The organism is Enterococcus avium (genome assembly GCF_002891025.1).
Lineage (GTDB): Bacteria > Bacillota > Bacilli > Lactobacillales > Enterococcaceae > Enterococcus_A > Enterococcus_A avium.
This window is the reverse complement of sequence record NZ_NBSL01000002.1, coordinates 187177-211361: the sequence shown is the minus strand read 5'-3', so window position 1 is coordinate 211361 and position 24185 is coordinate 187177. Positions and strand designations below refer to the sequence as shown.

At 38.6% G+C, this 24185-nt stretch carries 22 protein-coding genes; 9 read left to right on the top strand and 13 right to left on the bottom strand.

Annotated elements, in window-relative coordinates:
* The first annotated feature begins 9 nt into the window (after window positions 1-9).
* From amaP to AUF14_RS01135, 3 genes are all read left to right on the top strand, one after another.
* Window positions 10-579: an alkaline shock response membrane anchor protein AmaP gene (gene amaP / locus AUF14_RS01145; RefSeq protein ID WP_016180935.1), complete on the top strand. Its 570-nt coding sequence runs from the start codon at window positions 10-12 to the stop codon at window positions 577-579.
* A gap of 11 nt (window positions 580-590) precedes the next feature.
* Window positions 591-779: a DUF2273 domain-containing protein gene (locus AUF14_RS01140; protein WP_016180936.1), complete on the top strand. Its 189-nt coding sequence runs from the start codon at window positions 591-593 to the stop codon at window positions 777-779.
* 73 nt (window positions 780-852) lie between these two features.
* Window positions 853-1389 (top strand): Asp23/Gls24 family envelope stress response protein, encoded by a 537-nt coding sequence (locus AUF14_RS01135; protein WP_016180937.1) that lies wholly within the window; start codon window positions 853-855, stop codon window positions 1387-1389.
* Window positions 1390-1675: 286 nt separating this feature from the next.
* Here the strand turns inward: AUF14_RS01135 and AUF14_RS01130 are convergent, their stop codons facing one another.
* The 3 genes from AUF14_RS01130 to thrS form a co-directional block, all read right to left on the bottom strand.
* On the bottom strand, window positions 1676-2626 hold the full coding sequence (locus AUF14_RS01130) for a P1 family peptidase (protein WP_049219932.1): 951 nt from the start codon (window positions 2624-2626) through the stop codon (window positions 1676-1678).
* Window positions 2627-2688: 62 nt separating this feature from the next.
* Complete coding sequence (locus tag AUF14_RS01125; protein WP_016180939.1) at window positions 2689-3693, bottom strand: nucleoid-associated protein; 1005 nt, start codon at window positions 3691-3693, stop codon at window positions 2689-2691.
* A gap of 218 nt (window positions 3694-3911) precedes the next feature.
* The gene (gene thrS / locus AUF14_RS01120) at window positions 3912-5819 is read right to left on the bottom strand and encodes a threonine--tRNA ligase (protein WP_016180940.1); all 1908 of its coding nucleotides are present in this window, start codon (window positions 5817-5819) and stop codon (window positions 3912-3914) included.
* Window positions 5820-6031: 212 nt separating this feature from the next.
* Between thrS and AUF14_RS01115 the strand changes: the two genes are divergently transcribed.
* Window positions 6032-7477, top strand: a complete 1446-nt coding sequence (locus AUF14_RS01115; RefSeq protein ID WP_016181586.1) for an IS1182 family transposase — start codon at window positions 6032-6034, stop codon at window positions 7475-7477.
* Between the two features lie 279 nt (window positions 7478-7756).
* Here the strand turns inward: AUF14_RS01115 and AUF14_RS01110 are convergent, their stop codons facing one another.
* From AUF14_RS01110 to AUF14_RS01100, 3 genes are all read right to left on the bottom strand, one after another.
* Entirely contained in the window at window positions 7757-10438 is a 2682-nt protein-coding gene (locus AUF14_RS01110) for an ABC transporter permease (protein WP_016180941.1), read from the bottom strand.
* A gap of 328 nt (window positions 10439-10766) precedes the next feature.
* Window positions 10767-12110: a PFL family protein gene (locus AUF14_RS01105; RefSeq protein WP_016180942.1), complete on the bottom strand. Its 1344-nt coding sequence runs from the start codon at window positions 12108-12110 to the stop codon at window positions 10767-10769.
* Window positions 12111-12122: 12 nt separating this feature from the next.
* The gene (locus AUF14_RS01100; RefSeq protein WP_016180943.1) at window positions 12123-12392 is read right to left on the bottom strand and encodes an ACT domain-containing protein; all 270 of its coding nucleotides are present in this window, start codon (window positions 12390-12392) and stop codon (window positions 12123-12125) included.
* 378 nt (window positions 12393-12770) lie between these two features.
* Between AUF14_RS01100 and AUF14_RS01095 the strand changes: the two genes are divergently transcribed.
* Window positions 12771-13502: an NADPH-dependent oxidoreductase gene (locus AUF14_RS01095; RefSeq protein ID WP_016180944.1), complete on the top strand. Its 732-nt coding sequence runs from the start codon at window positions 12771-12773 to the stop codon at window positions 13500-13502.
* Window positions 13503-13519: 17 nt separating this feature from the next.
* On the opposite strand, the gene AUF14_RS01090 is transcribed toward AUF14_RS01095, so the two are convergent.
* From AUF14_RS01090 to AUF14_RS01070, 5 genes are all read right to left on the bottom strand, one after another.
* Window positions 13520-14260 carry a cyclase family protein gene (locus AUF14_RS01090; protein WP_016180945.1) on the bottom strand — a complete coding sequence of 247 codons (741 nt, stop codon included), beginning with the start codon at window positions 14258-14260 and terminating at the stop codon, window positions 13520-13522.
* A gap of 152 nt (window positions 14261-14412) precedes the next feature.
* Window positions 14413-15351, bottom strand: a complete 939-nt coding sequence (locus AUF14_RS01085) for an NADP-dependent oxidoreductase (RefSeq protein ID WP_016180946.1) — start codon at window positions 15349-15351, stop codon at window positions 14413-14415.
* A gap of 63 nt (window positions 15352-15414) precedes the next feature.
* Window positions 15415-15732, bottom strand: coding sequence for a DUF1722 domain-containing protein (locus tag AUF14_RS01080; RefSeq protein WP_071879929.1), 318 nt, complete (start codon window positions 15730-15732; stop codon window positions 15415-15417).
* A gap of 210 nt (window positions 15733-15942) precedes the next feature.
* Window positions 15943-16623: a fructose-6-phosphate aldolase gene (locus AUF14_RS01075; RefSeq protein ID WP_016180948.1), complete on the bottom strand. Its 681-nt coding sequence runs from the start codon at window positions 16621-16623 to the stop codon at window positions 15943-15945.
* Window positions 16624-16784: 161 nt separating this feature from the next.
* A complete protein-coding gene (locus AUF14_RS01070) occupies window positions 16785-17741 on the bottom strand; it encodes a sugar-binding transcriptional regulator (protein ID WP_016180949.1) in 957 nt (318 codons plus the stop codon).
* 232 nt (window positions 17742-17973) lie between these two features.
* Between AUF14_RS01070 and AUF14_RS01065 the strand changes: the two genes are divergently transcribed.
* Window positions 17974-18450 (top strand): YbaK/EbsC family protein, encoded by a 477-nt coding sequence (locus AUF14_RS01065; protein WP_016180950.1) that lies wholly within the window; start codon window positions 17974-17976, stop codon window positions 18448-18450.
* A gap of 28 nt (window positions 18451-18478) precedes the next feature.
* Here AUF14_RS01065 and AUF14_RS01060 read toward each other — a convergent pair whose 3' ends face one another.
* Entirely contained in the window at window positions 18479-19129 is a 651-nt protein-coding gene (locus AUF14_RS01060) for a B3/B4 domain-containing protein (RefSeq protein ID WP_016180951.1), read from the bottom strand.
* Between the two features lie 126 nt (window positions 19130-19255).
* Here AUF14_RS01060 and AUF14_RS01055 point away from each other — a divergent pair, with 126 nt between their 5' ends.
* The 3 genes from AUF14_RS01055 (at window position 19256) to AUF14_RS01045 (ending at window position 22487) form a co-directional block, all read left to right on the top strand.
* Entirely contained in the window at window positions 19256-19939 is a 684-nt protein-coding gene (locus tag AUF14_RS01055) for a metal-dependent hydrolase (RefSeq protein ID WP_016180952.1), read from the top strand.
* 107 nt (window positions 19940-20046) lie between these two features.
* Complete coding sequence (locus AUF14_RS01050; RefSeq protein WP_016180953.1) at window positions 20047-21072, top strand: threonine aldolase family protein; 1026 nt, start codon at window positions 20047-20049, stop codon at window positions 21070-21072.
* A gap of 140 nt (window positions 21073-21212) precedes the next feature.
* Window positions 21213-22487, top strand: a complete 1275-nt coding sequence (locus tag AUF14_RS01045; protein ID WP_016252543.1) for an ISL3-like element IS1476 family transposase — start codon at window positions 21213-21215, stop codon at window positions 22485-22487.
* Window positions 22488-22620: 133 nt separating this feature from the next.
* Here AUF14_RS01045 and AUF14_RS01040 read toward each other — a convergent pair whose 3' ends face one another.
* Window positions 22621-24180 carry a PucR family transcriptional regulator gene (locus AUF14_RS01040; RefSeq protein ID WP_016180954.1) on the bottom strand — a complete coding sequence of 520 codons (1560 nt, stop codon included), beginning with the start codon at window positions 24178-24180 and terminating at the stop codon, window positions 22621-22623.
* Window positions 24181-24185: the final 5 nt, after the last annotated feature.

Here is a 24185-nt window from a genome sequence, read left to right as displayed (position 1 = left end):
AGGTGCGGTATGAACAAATTTCTCAAAACCATCTTGATTATTTTCTCACTGGTTTTACTTTCCATTTTTCTATCCGTTGTAGCAATCTATTACTTCATCGCTTCAAACCCATTGGACTTTAGCTCACTGCAGCAATTTGTGCTGACAAATCAATATGCTCAGCTCTATTTATTTTGGGTAGCAGCAGCTTTAGCGATCTTAACGGTAATCGGTATCTTCGTAATCATATTCTATCCAAAGAGAGTAACCAAATTCTCCTTGAAAGAAAATCGTGGCGAGTTAGCTCTGGATAAGCGAGCGATCGAAGGGTATGTTCGGACAAGTATCAAACAGGAAGACTTTATGAATAACCCTAAGGTCAATGTAGCGGCGACGAAAAATAGAATTAAAGTAAATGTTCATGGTCAGTTAAAGAAAACTTCTGGTTTAATTGGTCAAACAGATCAATGGACTAAAAACGTGGAAACAAAACTTCGAGAATTATTAGGTTCTGAAGAAAAAGTTTCAATTAAAGTAAAACTACAGGCAATTGAACCAACTTCATCAGAAGCAACGGTAACTCGGCCGCGAGTAGAATAGGAGGAACAGCGATGCAAGAATTTTTAACACGAGACAAACTGCCTATGATCTTTGGTATCCTCGGTTTTATCTTAGCTGTGCTATTCTTTACAATCGGCTTTTTTAAAACGATTTTATTGATTCTGATCACGATCATCGGCGTAGCTATCGGCATCTATTTAAAAAATAATCATATTTTAGATGACTATTTAAAAAAATAGTTACACACATCAGATTACCATGATCTTTTCTTTTGAAAAGAATCATCCATTAACACAATAGGAGGACAAAAGAATGGAAAACACAACAATCAAACCAACAGAACCAAAAAAAGATATTAAAGGTGAATTAACCTATGAAGACAAAGTCATCCAAAAAATTATCGGCATTGCTTTGGAAAATGTAAATGGCTTATTAACTGTAGATGGCGGATTTTTCTCGAATATCAAAGACAAATTAGTCAATAGTGATGATGTAACTTCTGGAATCAGCACAGAGGTTGGCAAACAACAAGTCGCTGTCGATATGGATGTTGTTGTTGAATATGGTAAAGACATCGAAAATATTTATGATCAAATGAAGAAATTGATCTCTGAGGAAGTCAATAAAATGACTCACTTAGATGTAATTGAAGTCAATGTGAACGTCGTAGATATTAAAACTCGCGCAGAATACGAAGAAGACAGCGAGACTGTTCAAGATAAAGTTACTAGTGCCGCTCAAACGACTGGAAGATTCGCCTCAAAACAAACAAATCGTGCAAAAAGTGCTTTGAGCAATCAAACAGACAAAATCAGCGACAATTTAGAATCAGAACCACGCGTTAAATAACTCTTCCCCATTGACTAGCTGAACCTTAGCTAGTCTTTTTGCAGTGCTTCTAGTTGGACTGGCAAAAATTATTCCTAAAAACATGACTTCCTTCGCGATGTTTAGTTGGATGGTAGGCGGAATGAGTATTGGTTCAATTTTTTCAGGTTTTGAAAAAATTGTTTCCTTATAACGAATTAGCCGCGAGTTGCCAGTTCTGCTTTTAGCAAGTTAGTGGAATCGTAGACAGGGTTAAAATCAATTGATAAAACAAACGGCCAAGACAATGTTAGTCTTGGCCGTTTGTTTATCGATTCTGATATCCTAAATAGTCCCCATAGGTCGCTGCAGCTTTAGTTCCTTTTACAATTGCCTGACGAACAGCTTCAACCGCTAAAATCGAGACTGCTTCAAAACTAGCATTAATTTGATTTGCACCTAAAACAAATAAGGTATCACCATCATAGGTTGTATGTGAAGGACGAATCGCCCGCGCAATCCCATTATGACTGATATCAGCTAATTTGTTCATCTTAGCTTTTGGGAAAGTCGCGTTAGTCATCACACAGCCAATCACTGTATTCCCATCAAACAAGGCTGCTTCATTTTGATAATACTCGAGGAACAACTCCTCCGAGAAGCCGATTCGCTGCTCACCTGGTTTACGAGCACCAGCGATTATCTTTCCAACTTCTTCGTCAAAAACATCTCCTACAGCATTGACAGCAATCACTGCGGTTACCCATAAATTTCCATGTGCAATCGTATGAAGTCCGATCCCGCCTTTCATAGCGTTTTTTGCACCATTGATCGTTCCGACACTGCAGCCTGTTCCAGCACCATAATTTCCCGCTTGAAATGGCTGATCGTTAAATGCTGCTTCACACGCTTGGCGTCCGGCTTGATAATTTGGTCGAACATCTGAACGACCGATTCGTAAATCAAATAAACTCGCACCAACAACATTGGGTACAAAGGTGATTCCCATATCTCGTCCGATTTTGTTTTCTTCTAAAAAATCCACAATTCCAGCATTCGCGGCTAAACCAAAAGCACTGCCGCCAGATAATGTCACGCCATGGACAAATTTTCGATTATTCTCAGATTTCAAAGCGTCTGTATCCCGTGTGTTCGGTGATCCCCCTCGTACAGAAACGCCACCTGTAACTCCATCTTCGCAAAGAATTACTGTGCAGCCCGTCATCGCTTCAGAATCGGTATATTGCCCAATATGAAAAAAATTTTGATATGCTTCCATCTTGTCCTCCAGAGATATTTTCTCTAATTCTAGCTATTCCCATAAAAGAAAACAACCGCCTGTTATAGACGGTTGATTACTTCATCGACATTTTTGATCGTCACAGAAATCGTACCGTCAGGATTGTTGATAAATTCGATTAACTCTGGATTACGATAAACATCCAATGGCACAATCAATTCAATTCCATTCGATAATTTTAATTTTTGTTTGCCATATTTTTTTTCAGTGATCTCACGGACTTCTCTCAACAATGGCGCTTGATCCACATAGCCTTTTTCAACGACTTCTTCTTGAAACGCAACTTGAGCTGAAACATTGTCTTTGAAAACCTTTTGCGCCACAACTTTAGCATCAATCTGTCCGCTTTCTTCTACAATGTCGTAAACAGCTTCCTTCACGTCAGCGATTACATCATGTTTTTGATTTTCAAACTTTTCCCCAATTTTTTCCGCGACCTTCTTAATCACTCGAACATTTTCTTCCAATGATGGTGCGGGACGACTTTCGATCACTTGCGTTGAAAAGTATAAACGCTTTTCTCCTGAAAATGGGTATTTTTTTTCGATCACTTCATAACTCAGATTGTTCAGATTAACTACAATGCCTTCATCGGCTTTTTGTGTCTTACCCGAAAGCAACGCACGATGAATGATCAATTCATTTTTCAAGCCAGTATCGTCTGAATCTACGATATGTGTATAACCTTCATGGTAATTCACTTTTAGAAAGGCCAAATATAGTTGAGTGTCTTCTTCGTATAACACGACAAAGGCATCCGCACTTGGTGCTTCCTCACTTTCTTTATAAGCTTCATACCAACGCGTCACAATTTTTTCACTAGCGGGTAAAAAATCATGTTCTGCTTGTTGGCTTAATAATGCAAATGTTGAGTCCTCTGCTAGCGTTCCTGTTTTGGTTTGGGCGGAAGATAACTTTTGAATTTTTTTTATCAAATACTCACGAACGTATTCTTTTGTTAAATCTAATTCACTCTGACTATAAATCGGATCCCCTGATTCGCGATCCACAATGTGAAGTGCAGCTTTTTTTAAATAAATATCCATAAGTTCCCTGCTTTCTAAAATTGTGACTTTTAATTCTTTCTATGAGCTAAAAAAGCCAGCTTTTTTTAACGTAACTGCGTAAAACAGTATTGCCAACCTGACTATCATACACAGGAAACAGGGAAAATGGCAACTATTGTTTTAATAAAAGTTCCCTAGTTGCTTATAGGTATCAAAAAAGCTGGAAAAATTCCAGCTTTTTTAATACCTATCTTGCTTTAATAATATTGATGATTTTTTTCTTGGATCTGCTGTTTAACCAAGTTCATAAATTCGAGCTTGGTCATTTGCTTGATTTTATCGCTGCCATGTTTACGAACTGCAAATGTTCCTTCTTTTATTTCCCTGTCGCCAATTACCAAGATGTAAGGAATTTTCCGTAATTCAGCCTCGCGGATTTTTTTGCCTAATTTTTCATTTCGCAAATCTTTCTCTACACGAATACCTGCGGCATGAAACTCTTGAAATAGTTCTTCTACACCAGACTCATGAGGCGGAGCTACATTGATAAGTGCGACTTGCTTCGGAGCTAACCAGAAGGGAAATGCTCCTGCATAATGCTCGATCAAGATACCTAAGAAACGATCCAATGAACCAAAAACCGCACGATGAATCATCACTGGCTGAGCCTCCTGATTATCTTCATCAACATAAGTCAGATCAAATTTTTCTGGCATTTGAAAGTCTAATTGCACGGTGGCACATTGATGGCTTCGATTTAAGGCATCTTTGATATGAATATCGATCTTCGGTCCATAAAATGCGCCATCGCCTTCATTGATATTGTATTTGTAGCCAAGATCAGTCAATACTTTTCCTAAGGATGCTTCTGCTTCATCCCATAACTCAATTTCACCCATAAAGTCATCTGGTCGCGTCGAAAGCTCGACACCATATTCAAAGCCAAAAATCTTGTAAACCTCATCAATAATTTTCAAGGCCAAGGCGATTTCTTGTTCGATTTGATTCCGTCGTACAAAAATATGAGCATCATCTTGACAGAAGGTCCGAACTCTCAATAATCCGTTCAAAGCACCACTGAATTCATGACGGTGGACTTGGCCAAACTCTGCCATCCGCATCGGTAAATCACGATATGATCGTTTGCGATCCTTGAAGATCAAGCAATGACCAGGACAATTCATTGGTTTCAAAGCATAATCTTCATCTGCAACCTTCGTGAAGTACATATTATTTTTATAATGATCCCAATGCCCTGAACGTTCCCACAATCGTTGATTCAAGATCAATGGTGTTTTAACTTCTTTATAATCATATTTTGCCTGCAATTCTCGTAAGAATCTCTGCAATTCATTCCGAATAGTCAAGCCATTTTCCAAGTAGAAAGGCATCCCAGGAGCTTCTTCAGAAAACATAAATAAATCAAGCTCTTTCCCTAATTTCTGATGACTGCGTTTTTCTGACTCTTCCAGATAATCTAAGTGAGCAAGGAGCTGTGACTTCTCAGCAAAAACAACTCCCATGACCCGTTGCAGCATTTCATTTTCCGGGTTTCCCTGCCAGTAAGCGCCAGAAACTTTTAATAATGAAAAATATTGCGCTGTCGCTAATTCAAGCGCCATCGGTTCAAGGAAAAATTCTGTTACATTACCGAAAGAATAAACAAAGACTTGCTGATCTGCCATTAACTCAGCCAGCGCAAATAGCTTCAACTCATTGTCTTTAAAGATTTCTCTTGCCTCGGACACGCTTACCGCCGCACTTTCAATCGTAGCCCCCATTTTAATTTGCTTTTTGATATGGTGCTCCAAATCTTTTAAGATCAATGCACTCAATGGCTGATTCACACGTAAATCGACCCAAACTGTTTGCTCATCACGCTGAGCCTTAGCAAAAAGAGCTTCCGGATAAAGCGTCTTGATCGCCTCTTCCAGCAGGAGGCTAACAAGCTGACAAATTGCCGTAGTTCCTTCAGGAGAAGAACAATCATAAAAAGCGATTTCAGCATTATCTTTCACTGGAGTTGCTAAATCAACCAACTCGCCATCAATACTACCAACGACTGCTTCTTCCATCAGCTGATTTTTTATCTCGAATAAGGTGGTATATTTTGTCACCTTTTGTTTGCTTCCATCTGGTAAAACAATTTCGATTTCTTTTGACATCCAACTCAACTCCGATCCGCTTTTTCATAATATTCTTTCCTGCGTACCTTTTCTAATTAATTTTAACAAAAGGCCTGAAGGGTTTTCAATAAAAAAACGTCCCTATAAAAAATAGGGACGTCAGACTGTAGACAAAGTCCATTTTATGGATGATGTCTACAGTCTTTTCTTTTATAATAGATTTATGAAAACGAATGCAAGGAGTGATAGTTATGATGTCTAAAAACAATACGAATGGTAGAAATCAATTTGCGATGCTTACGATTGATGATCTAGTTCCTCAAGATCATCTCGTTCGAAAGATTGATGCCGCGCTTGATTTTGAATTTATTTATCCAATCGTCGAAGCCACTTACTCCGATTTAGGTCGCCCAAGTATCGATCCAGTGATTCTGATCAAATTGGTGTTTATTCAGTATTTATTCGGTATCCGTTCCATGCGACAAACCATTAAGGAAGTCGATACCAATGTCGCTTACCGCTGGTTTTTAGGCTATTCCTTCGAGGAGAAAATCCCCCATTTCTCAACTTTTGGAAAGAATTATGTCCGCCGATTTAGAGAAACGACGGTGTTTGAGGATATTTTTGCCTATATTTTAGAACAAGCAGTTAAAGCAGGTTTTGTAACAGAGGATAATTTGTATCTTGATTCTACCCACATCAAAGCTAACGCCAATAAACATAAGTTTACGAAAGAAATGACCCATGATGAAGCGAAAGCCTATCAGGATGAATTAGAAGATGAGATCAATCGTCAACGAATAGAGGCCGGAAAACGCCCTTTTACTTTGGACTTAGAAAAGGAAGTGAAGCTGAAAGAAAGAAAAATAAGTAAGGCTGATCCGGAAAGCGGCTACTACGTCAAAGGCGAACGAGAAAAACAATTTGCTTATTCTGCCCATACTTCATGCGACGACAACGGATTTATTCTTAGCACAATCATCACTCCTGGAAATATTCATGACAGTCAAGTCGCCTTTCAGCTCGTCAAACAATCGAAGAGACTTTTTCCTGAAATCAACTGTGTTGTCGCTGATGCTGGGTATAAGACACCTAAGTTTGTTCACTTTTTGACTCATTTGAACCTTCGACCTTGTTTGCCTTATTCAAGGCCCAAAGGGAAAAAGGGGTTATTATCAAAAAACGAGTTTCTCTATGACGAGTATTATGATTGTTACATTTGTCCGCAAGATCAAATGCTCGCTTTTTCAACGGTTAATCGAGAAGGGTACCGAGAATACAAATCCAATCCAAAAGAATGTGTGAACTGTCCTCTGCTAAACCAATGTACCAAAAGTAAAAATCATCAACGAGTCATCACGAGACATGTTTGGGGAGATCTGATGGATGAAGTGGAACATCTTCGCCTAACGGATCTGAATAAATCAATTTACAAAAAACGGAAACAAACGATTGAACGAATATTTGCGGATGCAAAAGAAAAGCATGGGATGCGTTGGACCAAGTATCGAGGCTTGGAAAAAGTCGCGACGCATACGATGCTAGTGTTTGCTGCAATGAATTTAAAGAAATTAGCCACCTGGCTATGGAAAGGCAAGGAGCCTTTATTTTTTTGTTCAAAATTTCGAAAGAAATCAGATAAAAAGACGTCTCAAACTCAAATTACGAGTTCGAGACGTCTTTTGTCTACAGTCTGACGTCCCTATAAAAAATAGGGACGTGAATAGACGTGTTACCACCCAAGTTCCCAAAAAGTGTAGACTTTCTGGCTTGTAAGATAGATAACGGGTATCACCCGGACCGTTTGCGGCCGCTCAAAGGGAGTAATCTGGTTTTATCGTTCAGAAGCTTCCAGCCATGGCTTCTTTCTCTGGTGAGACGAGAAACAAACTCAGATATTGTCCTTTTCATTGCATTGTATTATTGAGTAAAGCATAGCCCCACAAAAAATATTTGTCAACGCTTTTCTTCCAAGGTTATTCATTTGATTTCAGAGCATCAATCATATTGATATGCCGCAACCGAAAATGTGTCGCGACCATTACAATGACGGAAAAAAGAATAGTCAATCCGCCAGACGAAAGATATGCACCTAAGCGAATTACTAACGGAAATGTGATAGTCTCCATCGATGCTTGATCTAAAATAAATTTGGTCAAAATAATCCCTAGACCGTAACCAAACAAAATTCCTAAAATAGTAAAGACAAAATTCTCACGAAAAATGTATGAAGTGACTTCTCGGTCATAAAAGCCTAATACTTTGATTGTTGACAGTTCCCGTACTCGTTCTGAAACATTTATATTCGTCAAATTATACAACACAATGAACGCCAATAAGCCTGATAAAACGACAAAGATCCATACAATCCCATCAAGATTATCCATTGATTGTTCTTGAGCTTCTATTTGCGTAGAGATAAAAGAAGTATTTACCACTTGACCAGAACTCAACAGTTTTTGAGACAGTTCTTTTTCCTCTGATTTAGTCATTTTTTTACTTTTCAATAAATAACTATTCATTTTGAAATCTTTTCCCCGAGCCTGCTGATAGTAATCCTTTGATAAATACAAAAAGTTTCCTAGATAATTGTCAGCGATATTGGCGATTTTAACTTTAAAGGTTTGTTGATCCTCATCATGGACTGTTAAGCTGTCGCCTTTCTCTAGATTAAACAGTTCTGCCATCTTTTGTGTAATCACGGCACCATCATTTGGCAAATTAAATTTCTCACCTTGATTCTTCAAATGCAAGTAATTTATAAACTTTTGCTGATCTTTTGGCACCATCATGGTAAGTTTCTGATTGGCCTGTCCTTTTTGTTTTAATTCAACGGTTTGATTCATCATTGCCAATTCGCTAGTAAGCTTTTTATTCTGAGAAAAGATCATATTAACTTTTGCTTCATCAGGTTGATCTTTCAGAGTGACAATCGCATCATAATCAATGATCGGGCCAAATTGTTTATCACCGACTGAACTTAGTGAATCTTTCAAGCCGACTCCAGCAACCATCAACGCAGCACAGCCAGCAATTCCGATCACAGCCATGATCATCCGCGATTTATAGCGAAATAAATTGCGATAGCTAACCTTTGAGTTAAAACTCATACGCGACCATATCGGTGTGAGCCGTTCCAAGAAAATCCGTTTACCAGGTTTTGGAGCCTTCGGTTGAAGGAGGTCGGCCGGTTTTTCATGCAGCTCACGGAACAATACCAGTAGAGCAGCTCCCAAACTAGCAAATAGAAAAGCAATGGAGGCTTGGATGATGGGACGCGGCAAATAAAATGCAGTCACTCCTGAAAAATTATAGCGATCACTGGAAAGTACAAAAATTAATCGAGGCAATGTATGTGTCCCAATCACACTACCTAAAACAATTCCTATAGCCGCTGCTGATAAAGCATAAATAATATACTTGATCGAAATTTCAAAACGTGAATAGCCCAGTGCCTTTAAAGTACCAATCTCTCGTCGATTTTCCTCTACCATCCGAGTCATTGTTGTAAATGTGATTAATGCTGCAATGAAAAAGAAAAAAATAGGAAAGACATTAGCGATCGCTGCAATCCGCTCGGAAAGGTCTCCATATTCTTGAAAGCCTGGATTGTCTGCCCGTTGGTCAAAAGAATAACTAGGCGTTTTCAACTCGCTGATTTCTTTTTCACTATCGCTGATTTTTTGTTGAGCCTCGACTAGTTGTTCACGGTTTCTAGTAAGTTCTTTTTGCTGTGCATCTAGTTCTTCCTGAGCCTTTGCCAATTCTGGATTTCCAGTTGGTACCATGACGGCCTGTTGTTCTAACTGAGCCTTGGCTTGATCCAACTCCTTTTGTCCGGCATCCGCCTTCGCCAAATTATCAGTTACTTCAACTTTTCTTGGCAGTAAATCCTTTTCTGCTTCTGCTTTGATCTCTGCCGCGCGTTCTTGCGGTCGTTCTGCAAAAAGCTTTTCAACTTTGTCGATATTTTGATTCATCTTTTTCTCGTAAGCTTTACCATAGGTTTCTTTCCCATCGACATTTGAAAATCGGAGATAGATTACCGATTTTATCTCACTGGAAAAATTATTCTCTGGTAAATAAGCGAAGAAATCAACACTGCCGTTTCCGACGTTCGAAAGACCGCGTTCTTCTGTACTTATATACATTGGTGATTGTACAAATCCAACGATTTTAAAGTTTTTACGTTTCAACTGATCTGGCTGATCAATTTTATATGTTTGATTGAGACGATAGCCTTCCTCTTTGGCTTTTTCATCCAAGACAATCTCATTATCTTTTTTTGGCAAATGTCCCGATTTTACAATCAATTGATTCTGCTGATTGTCTTTGTCATAAGAATAAAGCTTCACTACTTGATTCTTATCACTATCAGCATAAAACAATTGATATCCACTTTCGACTTCAGCATTTGGGACTGTCTCTGCCAATTTTTCATCTTCTTTTGTCAAACCACCAGTTGAAATAATTTGCAGGTTCGATAACTCCTGCTTATCCACAAACTGACTAGCCGAATGATTTAAGATTGGGCCAGTTGCTTTGATCCCTACGTACAATAATGTGCCTAATAAAATAATTAAAACGATTGAAATGAAACGGCCTTTTGAGTAAATGATTTCTCGTAAACTCGCCTTTAGATATGTTTTATTTTTCATCTGTCTACTCCTGTTTTTTCGTCCATTTCATTCTAACACAAAACGTTTTCATGACTGGCACAAAAAATTTCAACTAAAATTAAGAAAGGCTTCGCGAACTCGCTCAGCTTTTGAGCAATAAGACCAAAATATTTCTAAATTGCTTCTCAAATTTAGAAATATTTTTGCTTATTGCCGATAAAGCTAGTTTGTGAAGCCGGACATGAATATTCCCGTTGTAAAGCAATTAACTCATGTGAAAATTTTATACTTTCTATATTGTCAAAAAAAGAACACTACAAAAGTTTCCACTCTTGCAGCGTTCTCTTAACAATCACTTCTATTAAATTTAGTTCTTAAATGAGTGAATCGGAGCTGGAATTCGTCCACCGCGAGCGATGAAATCATCAGAGCCAGCTGCATTAACAGCCATAACTGGTGCTCTACCCAGCAAACCGCCAAATTCAACCATATCACCAATTTTTTTATCTTTCGCTGGAATGATCCGAACAGCGGTAGTTTTATGATTGATCACACCTATTGCCGCTTCGTCTGCGATCATTGCCCCAATGGTACTAGCTGGTGTATCGCCAGGAATTGCGATCATATCTAAACCTACCGAACAAATCGCCGTCATAGCTTCTAGTTTTTCAATCGATAAAGAACCATTATTCACCGCATCAATCATCCCGGCATCTTCTGAAACAGGAATGAATGCACCAGATAATCCACCAACATGATTACATGCCATGACACCGCCTTTTTTCACTGCATCATTTAATAAAGCCAATGCTGCTGTCGTTCCATGAGTTCCGACTGTTTCTAAGCCCATTTCTTCCAGCACATGAGCCACTGAATCACCCACTGCTGGTGTCGGTGCTAATGATAAGTCCACGATTCCAAAAGGTACATTCAATCGTTCTGACGCAATCTTCCCGACCAGTTGTCCCATGCGTGTGATTTTGAAAGCTGTTTGCTTCACCGTTTCCGCGACAACATCAAAAGATTCACCTTTGACTTTTTCTAATGCACGCTTCACAACTCCTGGGCCGCTGACGCCAACATTGATCACACAATCTGCTTCACCTACGCCATGAAAGGCACCAGCCATGAACGGGTTGTCTTCCACTGCATTGGCAAAAATTACTAATTTCGCACAGCCGAGATCAGAAGCTGCTGCTGTCTCTTTAACAATTCTTCCTGTATGTGCAACAGCATCCATGTTAATTCCCGCTCTTGTTGAACCGATATTAACTGAAGCACAGACAAAATCTGTTTCTGCTAACGCTTGAGGAATTGAATCGATTAGAATTCTGTCTCCATGCTGATAGCCCTTTTCAACTAAGGCTGAGAAACCGCCTAAGAAGTTAACGCCCACGTCTTTCGCTGCTTTATCTAATATTTTAGCAAATTTTACATAGTCTGTATCGGGAGTCGCCGCTGCAATAATTCCAATCGGTGTAACAGAGATACGTTTGTTAATGATAGGAATACCATATTCAGCTTCAATCGACTCACCAACTTTAACCAAGTCTTTTGCTTTCGTAGTAATTTTGTTATAAATCTTTTCACAGGCGCGATCACTGTCGCTATTAATACAATCTAGCAATGATATCCCCATGGTAATCGTTCGAATATCTAAATTTTCTTCTTCGATCATTCGAATCGTTTCCATTATTTGATTGATTTCCACAAAGAGTCCTCCCTATAATTTATGCATCGTGTCAAAAATTTCTTGATTTTGAATACTAATCTTCACGCCTAAGTTTTTCCCTAGTTCATGAAGCTGTTCACGTGCTCCTTCAAAATCTGCTGTAGCATTGGTCAAGTCCACTAACATCATCATGGTAAAATAATCTCCCATAATTGTTTGAGAAACATCAAGAATATTAATTTTTAATTCCGCTAATTTTTGACTGGTACCGGCTACGATACCAACCTTGTCCTTTCCAATAACCGTTACTACGCCACGCATTTGCATAACTCCCTTCAGATAATTGTTTCTCATTATAGCACAGTGATGACAAAACGATGAGATTTTTATGAATTAAATCAAACCTTTTTATCAAAATGTTCGGATTTTGCGAGTTTCGCTTCGTATTTTTAGTGCGATTAGTAGAATCGTATGCGTCCAAAGATAGTTTGATTTTTTCTTTACGCTTTGTCAGTTCATCTTCTTGCTTCAACAGGTTAAGTAGAATCACATATCTTCTCTTCGAAAATAGTTTGATTTTTCTGTTGGCTGCTTGTGCATACCCACAAGCTCTCCAATATCGCTTTACTTCCTATTGTCTTTTCCCTGTGATATATTCAGTTTGACGAGTAAATTACTATAAAAAGAGGAGGTTTCTTAATGGAACTTTTTGAAACAATGCTCCAACACACATCAGTACGGTCCTTCACCCAGCAAAAACTAACTGACGAACTAAGAGAACAGTTAATCTTATCCGCCCAAAGTGCCAGCAGCTCTAACTTTTTACAAGCCTTCTCGATAATTGAAATTACCGAAGCTAAAAAAAGAAAAAAGATTGAACAAATCGCAAATTTTCCTGTTGATAATGGGGAAAAAGGCGCTCTTTACATTTTTGTTGCAGATTTAAATAAACACGCACAAGTCTTAGCTATGAACAACGACTCTATGGAACACTTGCGCACAATGGAGTCATTAGTGGTTTCAATCGTTGACGCAACCTTAGCTGCACAATCGATGGCAATTTATGCTGAATCGGTTAGTCTAGGAATTTGTTATGTCGGTGGTATTCGGAATAACTTATTTCAGATGAAGGATATTCTTGAACTCCCTGAGTTAACTTATCCAGTATTTGGTATGTTTGTCGGCTATCCAGTTAAAAAAAATGAGGTAAAACCAAGACTGCCACTCAATACTATACTTGGAACCAATACCTACCAATCATTAACAGCCGAGATGATCAATGCTTATGATGAAAAAACTGCTGACTATTATCAAGCTCGAAGCACGAATGTTCAGAGCACTAACTGGTCAGAAAAAGTTCGACAACATTTTGAGTATCCAAGACGTCAAAATACTGTTGAATTTCTAAAAAAACAAGGCTTCGTTTTTTAAACGAAACCTTGCTTTTTTCATGCTGGAATGATAGCAATCGCACGAACATTAAACCCTGGAGCATCTTTGACTTTTGGTACACCAATCGAGATAGCGCCGCCAACTGGTGGAAGCTCCGTCAACCGATTTAAGACCTCCACTTGAAATTTGTCCTGCTGTAGCCAGTACAGCTCTCCAATTAGTCCCCCATTTCGGGTACAATTCACTGCTGAATCAGTATCCAGTGTCTCATGACCTATCGCTGTAACTTGTCGTTCTTCATGTAAGAATTTTAAGGCCTCCAAGGACCAACCTGGCGTGTGGGCCTGCCCTTCTTGATCGACATTATAGAATGCCTCCAAATCCTCCCAGCGTTTAGACCAGCCACTGGCAAATGCGACAAAGCTTTCTGCTGGAATGTTTCCATGCTCTTCTTCAAAAGTAAGAATATCTTCCACCGTCAGAGAATAATCAGGATTTTCTGCAACTTCTTTTTCTTTGTTGATAACTATTAAAGGCAATAAAAAATCTTTGATTGGTAACTGATCCACCGCCACACGATCTTCTACGAAATGCACTGGAGCATCAATATGAGTTCCATATTGTGTCACTAATTGATACTCTTTAGCAAAAAATCCATCATTTTTGACTGTAACTAGTGTTTTTTCCTGCATTGGCTGAAATGATTGAAAATAAGGAATACCACCATATATGCTATGACTTAAATCCACCCATTTTTGTTGTTTTAAAAAGTGTACACTATTCACAATTTCATTCATATTACTCCTCCTTAAATCGCTTTCATTTTTATCTTAACGATACCGATAAATAAATTCGCTGTCAAATTACTATTTATCTTCAATTACTGAACCTACGATTTTAAAAACGTTATAGAAAAAAAGCTGCACCAAGTTTAGGTACAGCTTCTTAACTATTCATTGACTAAGACAATTTTTCCTTTAGCATGGTGAGTCTCGCTTAATTCATGTGCTTTTTTCACACCCTCTGCCGTTAGAGGATAAGTATGTCCAACGACACTTTTCACTTTTCCTTCAGTCATTAAATCTGCTATCTCTTGTAATTGCTTGCCATCCGGTTGAAGCCAGATGCTTTCTGCTACAGCAACGTTTTTAGCTAACTCTTCATCTGGTTGACTGACGATTGAGATTAAACGGCCATTTTCATTCAATACTTTAAAGCTGTCTCTTTGAACATCGCCGCCCATTGTATCAAAAACTAGATCAATATCTTCTAAAACCTCTGAAAAATCAGTCGTATGATAATCGATTACTTGATCGGCTCCTAGTTCTTTTAATAGTGCGTGATTTTTTTTGCTTGCTGTAGTGATTACTGTTGCACCAATATTCTTCGCTAATTGAACAGCGTAAATGCCTACTCCACCCGCACCTGCGTGAATCAAGACCTTTTCACCTGCTTTTAGTTTTCCGTGAGTGAACAATGCTTGATAAGCTGTTAATCCTGCTAAAGGCACTGCGGCAGCATCTTCAAAAGAAGCCCCTTCAGGTTTGCGTGCTAACAAATGATCATCCACAATTGTGTAGTCCGCATATGTACCAAAACGAGTGGTCTCTGGACGAGAAAAAATTTCTTGACCAACTTGCCAATCTTTTACTGCTGAACCAATCTCTACAATTTCGCCAGCGACATCCCATCCTAAAATGATTGGAAAATCCCAAGGCATCATTTGTGCTAAATAACCTTCTCGTAATTTCCAATCGATTGGGTTAACTGACGTAGCCTTTATTTTAACCAAAACTTGGTGTTCACCTAGCTCAGGTAATGCTACGTTACTTTCTTTTAATTGATCTGCATGACCGTATTCTTCTATTACAATTGCACGTGTTTCCATTCATACATCCCTCCATATCCTTCCATTATAAAAGTCCTGTTAGAAATTCGGAAACGATTTGCTTTAATCAAATAAATGAGATTCTAAAAGATAATTCGTTTGATACTTTTGCGCTAACTTTTTCAAATAAGACAATGCGTCATTGTTAGTTTCTGTCATCTGATTTAGCAATGTAAAAAAGTGTTGTTTTTCTTCTATCGTAGCTACTTTTTTGAAATACCCCCAAACATGTTCGTAAGCATTTCTTTGAGCATTTAAATTAATAGGCAACTTTTTCACCTCAGCCAAATGCTGATAAAATTGCTCAGTTTTCTTCTCTGACCACTGATTGCCGGAAAAAAGCTGTCGCAATACTAAATACTCCTTTTGCGACCGTGCCATGACAAAATACTTTCATTGTGCCCATTCTTTCTGAAGCTCATGCATTGTTCCCACCTCCTCTTCAGCTTAACATCTGATAATCTGATTTTTGAAGAGAAAAGCTTGCTGATTCGTCTAATCATGTATCTCTATCTCGAAATAGAGCATTCATTTTTCAAAAAAAAGACTGTAGACCTCATCTACAGTCATAAAAATATTTTTGTGTTTTTGTTATAAATCAGCAACTGTTGTTCCTTCTCCGAAAATTGCCTCCCAATCTCCTGTAAAATCAGTCACTGCTTGGGCAATTGATGGCATTGCTAACGCTTGTTGAATAATATCAACACCCATTGTGGCTGCTTGACTGCCATTTTCCAAGGCGGCATTTACTTGACCAACATTCTTGAAACTAGCTGCCAATATTTTTGTTTCACTCTTTGTTCGAGCGATTTCTTCTGCCATTTCGAAAATAGCTTCCCGTGGATCGATATTCAAGTTTTCCATCCGATTAAAATACGGTGCGATATAATCCGCACCAGCTGCGATTGCAAGATAAGCCTGAAACTTCGTATAGATAGCTGTTGCAGTGACGTTAACACCGCGGCGTTTTAATTCTTTGATCGCCTTCAAGCCGGGTTCATTGACCGGAATCTTGATGAATACCTTTTGATCAATGTTTGCTAAGATCGTTTCAGCATCTTTGATAATTCCTTCATAGTCTGTTGCCACTACTTGTACATGTAATGAACGGTGTTCTCCAATGATGCCGCGAATTTCTTTCATGTGGTGGAAAAAATCTATTTTTCCTTCTTTTTTAACAATTGAAGGATTCGAAGTGACTCCCGCAATCGGTAAAAAATCCGCAAATTTCTTAATATCAGCAAGATTGGCTGTATCTAACATAAATTCCATCTTTGAAAACTCCCTTACTTTTTTGTATAGAACTAGCATAGCACCTTCAAAAAAAGATTTGTGCCTTCTCATTACAAAAAATGCGGAAAGCTTTTACGCAAGCCTTCCGCAGATAAATTTCTTAAGTGAATCGCACAAATGTGCATTTTGTAATTAATAAACTACTTTCGTTGATTCAGCCGTAAAATCTCTTGGGCCGTCTCTTGATCGGTAATCAATGTTTTAAGGTACCCTTTTTCCAGCAATGGAGCGATTGAACGAGCCTTCGAAACGCCGCGAGCAATTCCCACTGTTTGAGGAACCCTAGCTAGCTCAGCTAATGACAAGCCTATTGTTCGTTGATTTAAAGGTCCATTCAAAAGCTTTCCGTAGCCGTCATAGAAACGACAACAACAATCTCCTACTGCTTCACGTAATTTTAACTCCTCATAATCTGCCTGCGATAGCAAATCTCGCCACTGACTTTTATGATAGCTTAAAGGTCCACCAACACCTACAATGACTAAATCGAGTCGTTTCCAATATTCTTTTAGATCGTGGAAATATTTCGAATTGAAGATTCCTTCTGCTAGTTCTTTTGTTTCTTGAATAACTGTGGCATTTACAAATAAGCTTTGTCCATTCAATTTGCGGGCCAACTCATAGACCAGTGTATTCACATGATAGCGCGAATTAATATGACTTGGTCCACCGACTATCGGAACGACAGAAACATTTGACAATTGCTTTGGATCAATCCTGTTCACTGCTCTTCCAACGCTGGCACCCCAAGACAAGCCAATCACCATATCATCCGATAAATGACGACGAATCCAAGCACCGGCTGCTTCAGCTAACTGCTCTTCTTTAGCCTCTTCACTGTTGTCACTTTCATTTGGGACTATTTCAACGGCAGTCAGATTAAAGGCATGTTTTAACTGCTCTTCTAACTCAAACAGACTCGCATCAAAATGATTAATCTTGATCTCTACAATTCCTTCTGCTTTCGCTTGACTCAACATGCGGCTAACCGTTGTACGATAGATATCCAACTCTTTAGCAATCTGAGCCTGTGTCATTTCTTGTTCATAATACATATAGGCAATCTTAGCTAGCAGCTTCTTTTTATCCTCTTTCATATTCGATTCCTCCTATGAGAACCTCTTTTCCTATTCTAACAAAATATTATTTACTACGTCCGATAAAGCGTGTATCATTATTAATTAAATAAACGTACAGATGAAATGATCACATTAAGAATGTCAACTCTTCGCAGAATATTTAGCTAAAAAGAATTTCGACATTCAGATCCACCTAATTTCTCTCTTGAGAAAAATTTTATTGCTTTTAAATAAATAAGGAGGAAAATATATGTCAGTTGAAGCTGTAAAAGAGTACTTCTCACACTATGGAATGGCTGACCGGATTCAAGAATTCCCTGTCTCTAGTGCAACGGTTGAACTAGCGGCCCAAGCTCTAAATTGTGCTCCTGAACGCATCGCAAAAACTCTGTCCTTTAAACTAAAAAGAGCGGATAAAAGTATTTTGATTGTTACTGCCGGTGATGCAAAGATCGACAATGCAAAATTCAAAGCTACTTTTGGTGAACGTGCTCTAATGTTGAAGGCAGAGAAGGTAGAATCAACCATTGGACACCCAGTCGGCGGTGTTTGTCCTTTTGGAATCAATGATGGTATCGATGTTTTTCTTGATGATTCCTTAAAGCGCTTCGAAAGTGTTTATCCTGCTTGCGGTAGTTCAAATAATGCCATCGAACTGACCATACCTGAATTAGAAAAATATACACAGTTCAAGCAATGGATCGATGTTTGTAAAAATTGGGAATAGACAACGAGGCAGATTTTTGCCTCGTTTTTTATATAACCCCTTGTTCAATGATTCGACAGTCAGCCAAATATCTTTCCAGAATAGATCTGACTTCTGCTTGATCAATAACCGTTTCATCCTCAAATTGGTACCCAACCAATAATGCACGTGTTGTTTCCTCAGCAATCATCCCGCGTGTCGAATCAGATGTTGGGCTACCGAATGGTCCGGCATCGTCCGCTAACACCAAAAGATTTTCAATATTGACGGATTTTTTTCCAATCCCTGTATAACGTGCGCCTGCTTGTCCCACGGTCAATTGAATTGGTTCTGTGATTTTTTCTAGATCGTAGGCCCCAAATGGCAGTTTCCATTTTAATGAAAAATAGTTATTCAGATCAACGAGTGCATTAATCTGGTACAGTCCTTTTTGCTGAACAATCCGCCGCCATAAACTATCAGAAGACGGTCTAAAACGAGCAGGGTCTTTTCCTAACAGTTTATAAACTTTTTTTGTTGTGATAATCTGCGGATTTTCTTTAATAGTATCTAATGTGTCAGTTGATTCAATACTTTTTAATAAAGGATTCAACATTTCCTGCCAAATTTTCTCGTTGTGTGCTTCATTTTTAAACTCGATAACACTATAAGCTAGTGATACACCTTGTTCTTTCACTTTTGGATCAATCGCTAATTTCATCTTCTTCCCTCCGTTAGTTTCTGATTTGCTTTTCTCCTATTTTAAACGATTTCAAACGAAAGCAAAAGCTTACTTATTATTGTGTAGCTTCGATATAATAGCTTTATAGAAAGAGAGGGATACACTATGAAAATCACTTATCATGGTCACTCCGTTCTATCGATCATTACAGAAGACGGACAAAAATTGTTGTTTGACCCTTTTATTACAGGAAATTCTTTGACAGACTTAAAGACAAATGAAGTAGAAACGGATTGGCTCTTGATCACCCATGGACATAGCGATCACATCGGAGATATGATTCCAATTGCGAAACACAATGATGCCACAGTTATTAGTAACGTTGAAATCTGCAGTTTTGCAGAAAAAAATGGCGTGAATAAGACTCATGGTATGAATATCGGTGGAAAATTTGATTTTCCCTTTGGGCGAGTAAAAATGGTCCATGCTCAACATAGCTCGGGATATGAAGTAGATGGACAAATGATTTATATGGGTGAACCGGCTGGTTTTATTTTTCAGACAGAAGGTAAAACAATCTATCATGCTGGAGACACCTCAAATTTCGGGGATATGTCACTTTTTGGTGAGGCCTTTGATATCGATATCGCCTTTTTACCAATTGGAGATAATTTCACGATGGGACCATCTGAAGCGGCTAATGCTGCGAAACGTTTAAGGGCAAAAAAGGTTGTACCGATTCATTTCAATACCTTCCCGCTCATCAAACAAGATCCTGAAGCTTTTATCAAGCTATTACCAGAAAATGTCGGTAAGGTTATGGCTGTTGGAGAAACGATTACTCTTTAATTAAATTGAGACATGTGAGCAATTTTGCCGCATGTCTTTTTATCATTTCTACACTCTGTCAATCTGCTACAATAAAAGAGAACTATTTTAAATGAAAGGGGTACACTATGTTAAATTTTGAAAGTGATTATTTAGAAGGGGCGCACGAAAAAATCCTGCAACGCATGCTAGAAACAAATGAGGAAAAATTGAGCGGGTATGGACGAGATAAATATTCAGCCTCCGCTATTAACAAAATTCGTCAAGCATGTCATTGCCCTGATGCCGATGTCTTTTTCATCTCTGGTGGCACAATGACTAATGCTTTAGTGATCGCCTCTCTGTTAAAAAAAATTGAAGGTGTTATTGCTGCTGAAACAGGCCACATCGCTACACATGAGACAGGCGCAATCGAGTTTTCTGGACACAAGGTTTTGAGTTTAACTCCAACCAATGGCAAGATTTCAGCACAACAAATCCGTGCTTATCTTGAACAATTTTGGTCAGATGATAATAAAGAATTCATGGTTTTCCCAGGAATGGTCTATCTCTCCCACCCAACCGAGTATGGCACGCTGTATTCCAAACAAGAATTAAAAAATATTTCTGATGTCTGCCGCGAATACCAAATCCCCTTATTCTTAGATGGGGCTCGATTGGGCTACGGTTTAGCTAGTCCAGAATCTGATTTGACGTTGCCGTTAATTGCAGAGTATTGTGATGTCTTTTACATCGGAGGTACTAAAGTTGGGGCCTTATTAGGCGAAGCCATTGTTTTTACGAAAAACAACGTACCTGAATACTTTGTTGCCCATATGAAGCAACAAGGAGCATTATTGGCCAAAGGTCGATTGCTTGGGTTGCAATTTGATACCTTATTCACTGACCAACTGTATTTCGAGATTAGTCAACACGCTATCGCGATGGCAATGCGATTGAAGCAAGGATTGGCTGAAAAGAATTACCGTTTTTATTTAGAATCACCTACAAATCAGCAATTCGTTATTCTGGAAAATGAACAAATGGCGGAACTAAAAAAAGCAGTCGCTTTTAGCTTTTGGGAAAAATATGATGATACCCATACAGTGATTCGTTTTGCAACTAGTTGGGCAACGAAGGAAAAAGATATTGATGCTTTATTGGCATTATTATGAGGTTCTATAATATTTTGTGTTGGTGGAAAATCGAAGGCGATTTTCTACTAACACTTTTTTCTTCGTTTCAACTCAAAAAGAGACTCACTTTTGGTAAAATTTAGTCGACCAAAACGTCACCCTACCAAAGGAGTCTCTCAATGGATAATCATACTAGAAAATTACTCGGATTAACAGATAAACATTTATTTTTTGATGAAGAATGGCTGATTGAAAAAGAATATAAAGGCGTTCAAGCGCAGTTTATTAAAGGAAAATTGGATGACTCTCCTTCCTGTTGTGAACACTGTCGATCGGTTCGTATTATCCGCAACGGTTCCTATACGACACGCACTCAGATGTTGAAAGTCAAAGAAAAGTTAACTATTTTAGAATTAAAACGTACCCGTTTTCTCTGTCATGATTGTGGAAGGACCTTTTCTGCGAAAACGGACTTAGTTGATGAACATCATCAACTAACAAAGGAACTGAAGCAGGCGATTCTCATGGAACTGTACGAAAATCAATCACGTAAACTAATCGCTAAGAAGTACTTCGTCTCGGATGGGACGGTGACACGGATCTTGCGTGAAGCAACGAAGCATTACCAGCCACGTATGAACTTCCTTCCGACGGTGTTATGCATGGATGAGTTCAAATCAATGAAGTCTGTTTCTGGTTCCATGAGTTTTATTTGTGTTGATGGAACAACCAATCAGCTATTTACGATCCTTGAAGATCGTAGACTTTACAAACTAACTCAATACTTCCTGCGCTTTCCTAGAAAAGCTCGTTTAAAGGTCAAGTACCTAGTGATGGACATGAATGCCAGCTATTGTCAGCTGCTTAAAACGGTCTTTCCAAATGCGGAGATCGTAACTGACCGCTTTCATATTGTCCAACATATCAATCGCAGCTTCAATCAATTGCGTGTCCAGATCATGAATCGTTTTCGAACCTCACACTCTGAAAATCAGAAGAAGTACCGTCGGCTCAAGCGATATTGGAAACTCTTACTCAAAGATTCCACGACATTGGAGCCACTCAAAAGACATTATCACCGACTGTTTAAACGACCGATTAGTCAAACAGAAATCGTCGATGAACTGTTAAGCTACAACGAAGAATTGCGAACAGCGTATCATTTTTGTCAATTATTACGCTATTATTTCGTTAAACGAGATACGGAAGGCTTTCAAGAAACCCTTAAAACAATTTCATCTACGTTACCTCAGTCGTTTAAAAAGAAATTTACGATCTTCCATCGCTACCAATCGGGTATTTCAAATGCCTTTAAGGTGTCCCACTCAAACGGCGTCACTGAGGGGCTGAATAACAAGATCAAGCTGATTAAACGAATTGCGTTTGGTTATCGCAACTTTTATAACTTTCGGGCACGGATCTATTTACAACAAGGTCTGATCTTTGAAAACTAAAAATATGCGGCGCACAGAACGCGCCGCATATCGGACTAAGTTTTATTCAAATTTGTCTTCACCAACACGATTTGACGAAGAGCCTATTATGAAAAAGGCGGCTCGGAATTCCGAGCCACCTTCAGTTTAAAAATTATAAACTGATTAAACGGTAGGTCAAACAAGCGATGTAACATTCATAACTCTCTGAAAAACGCATAACGTTATAACCTAATGCTTCACTAATTTTTTTAATTCGATACTTCACTGTATTTTTGTGAATAAACAGCTGTTCGCTGCAAATTTGAAAATCGGCTCCAGCATCTAATAAAAAACTGCACAACGTCATCAGCTGTTCCTTGCTATCCATAATCGGCGATAATACGCTCAGTGTCTCTTCCACTTCTGCTTCACCCGATTGAATCAGCTTACTCGCATTCGCCACTTGCCGGATCTCACTGATAGAAAAGCTCTTTTTCCCATGAAATAGTTTTGGCAATTGTAACGCAACTTTATTGACTAACTGATAGGTCGTTCTTACATCCATGGTGTTGCGCAAACGTGGACACAAAACGATACTGTCAATCATTTCTTGATAAGGACTTGTCCGCAGATAAGACTCCCCTAGCTCTAGCTCAGAATCATTATGACAATAATTTCCTAATAGTACGATCAATTGATCATCCATTAATTGAGCAACACAGGTCTTATAAAATTTTGAGGCGTAATCTAGAATATCCTGTCTTAATTTCTTTTCTTCTCTCAAATCGTTCAACTGTAGGAGCCACATCAAACCGATTCCCTTAACATCAATCTTCAAATGATTAGCCAGACGATACATTTTTTCGCTTTCATCACTCAAAATTGCCTGCACTAAAGCATACTCACTGATTTCTCCATGCTTCTTTCCCCAAAAATTCATCGCCACCTGCAGCAATTCAACGGATTGATTGCATTCAACCTCCGTCAATAACTCGTTCTCCTTTATTAAATAGAATCGCAGAAGACCGTTTTCTTTGTGATAAAGCTCTTTGTAAAAAATCGCGAAATCATTTTTTTGAACCTGTTTATCATCCTCCACTACGACTCGACGTAACAGTTGCTCTAGATCAACAGAAGAATTACGCGGCCATTTGACCTGATTAATCACCTCATTATCAGGATTAGTCAAAATGATATTCGTCCGTAGTAAGTCAGAAAGCAATCTCAATGTCACCTCGACTGTTCGCAAATGGTCTGGCAATAATGAGGCCTTCTCCAAAACCTCGTTTACAATATTTTCTGTCGGGCGACTCTCAAGAATTGCTGTCATCACTTCTACGATGACTTCACTATAGCGAAGCTGATTTTGATTTTTCGGCATTTGAATAATCACAAAATCTAGATCTTCTGCTGTTTGGATCACTTCTGATGATAATTTTGGAACTACGATCCCTACGTAATAGAGGACGATCCCCAGCACACCCATTTTATGTAACCGCCGAATTGTTTCACATTGCTTTTCTATGTCGTCTTTGATGCTGAAAAAAGAAGTCAGTGCTAACTCGCCAGAATGGTATTCATTTGTCTCAAGCAAAGTAACATAATCATCCATATCTGAAATATCCAAGAAAGATAAGGATGTGACCGTTTGATTTAAGCAATTTTGTCCACTCATTAACTGAGCTTCACGTAAAGATGGCAGCCCTAACAACTCTTTTAATTTAGCACCCACATTTA

Bases quoted from the DNA above. Each gene is read 5' to 3' on its own strand.
- AUF14_RS01115 (WP_016181586.1), top strand. From the start codon at position 6,032: ATGATGTCTAAAAACAATACGAATGGTAGAAATCAATTTGCGATGCTT.
- AUF14_RS01135 (WP_016180937.1), top strand. From the start codon at position 853: ATGGAAAACACAACAATCAAACCAACAGAACCAAAAAAAGATATTAAA.
- AUF14_RS01060 (WP_016180951.1), bottom strand. From the start codon at position 19,129: ATGAAATTAGCGATTGATCCAAAAGTGAAAGAACAAGGTGTATCACTA.
- AUF14_RS01080 (WP_071879929.1), bottom strand. From the start codon at position 15,732: ATGGCACGGTCGCAAAAGGAGTATTTAGTATTGCGACAGCTTTTTTCC.
- AUF14_RS01100 (WP_016180943.1), bottom strand. From the start codon at position 12,392: ATGCGTGGCGTAGTAACGGTTATTGGAAAGGACAAGGTTGGTATCGTA.
- AUF14_RS01075 (WP_016180948.1), bottom strand. From the start codon at position 16,623: ATGGAATTTATGTTAGATACAGCCAATCTTGCTGATATTAAGAAATTT.
- thrS (WP_016180940.1), bottom strand. From the start codon at position 5,819: ATGTCAAAAGAAATCGAAATTGTTTTACCAGATGGAAGCAAACAAAAG.
- AUF14_RS01055 (WP_016180952.1), top strand. From the start codon at position 19,256: ATGAAAATCACTTATCATGGTCACTCCGTTCTATCGATCATTACAGAA.
- AUF14_RS01065 (WP_016180950.1), top strand. From the start codon at position 17,974: ATGTCAGTTGAAGCTGTAAAAGAGTACTTCTCACACTATGGAATGGCT.
- amaP (WP_016180935.1), top strand. From the start codon at position 10: ATGAACAAATTTCTCAAAACCATCTTGATTATTTTCTCACTGGTTTTA.
- AUF14_RS01085 (WP_016180946.1), bottom strand. From the start codon at position 15,351: ATGGAAACACGTGCAATTGTAATAGAAGAATACGGTCATGCAGATCAA.
- AUF14_RS01045 (WP_016252543.1), top strand. From the start codon at position 21,213: ATGGATAATCATACTAGAAAATTACTCGGATTAACAGATAAACATTTA.
- AUF14_RS01070 (WP_016180949.1), bottom strand. From the start codon at position 17,741: ATGAAAGAGGATAAAAAGAAGCTGCTAGCTAAGATTGCCTATATGTAT.
- AUF14_RS01125 (WP_016180939.1), bottom strand. From the start codon at position 3,693: ATGGATATTTATTTAAAAAAAGCTGCACTTCACATTGTGGATCGCGAA.
- AUF14_RS01110 (WP_016180941.1), bottom strand. From the start codon at position 10,438: ATGAAAAATAAAACATATCTAAAGGCGAGTTTACGAGAAATCATTTAC.
- AUF14_RS01050 (WP_016180953.1), top strand. From the start codon at position 20,047: ATGTTAAATTTTGAAAGTGATTATTTAGAAGGGGCGCACGAAAAAATC.
- AUF14_RS01090 (WP_016180945.1), bottom strand. From the start codon at position 14,260: ATGAATGAAATTGTGAATAGTGTACACTTTTTAAAACAACAAAAATGG.
- AUF14_RS01140 (WP_016180936.1), top strand. From the start codon at position 591: ATGCAAGAATTTTTAACACGAGACAAACTGCCTATGATCTTTGGTATC.
- AUF14_RS01130 (WP_049219932.1), bottom strand. From the start codon at position 2,626: ATGGAAGCATATCAAAATTTTTTTCATATTGGGCAATATACCGATTCT.
- AUF14_RS01095 (WP_016180944.1), top strand. From the start codon at position 12,771: ATGGAACTTTTTGAAACAATGCTCCAACACACATCAGTACGGTCCTTC.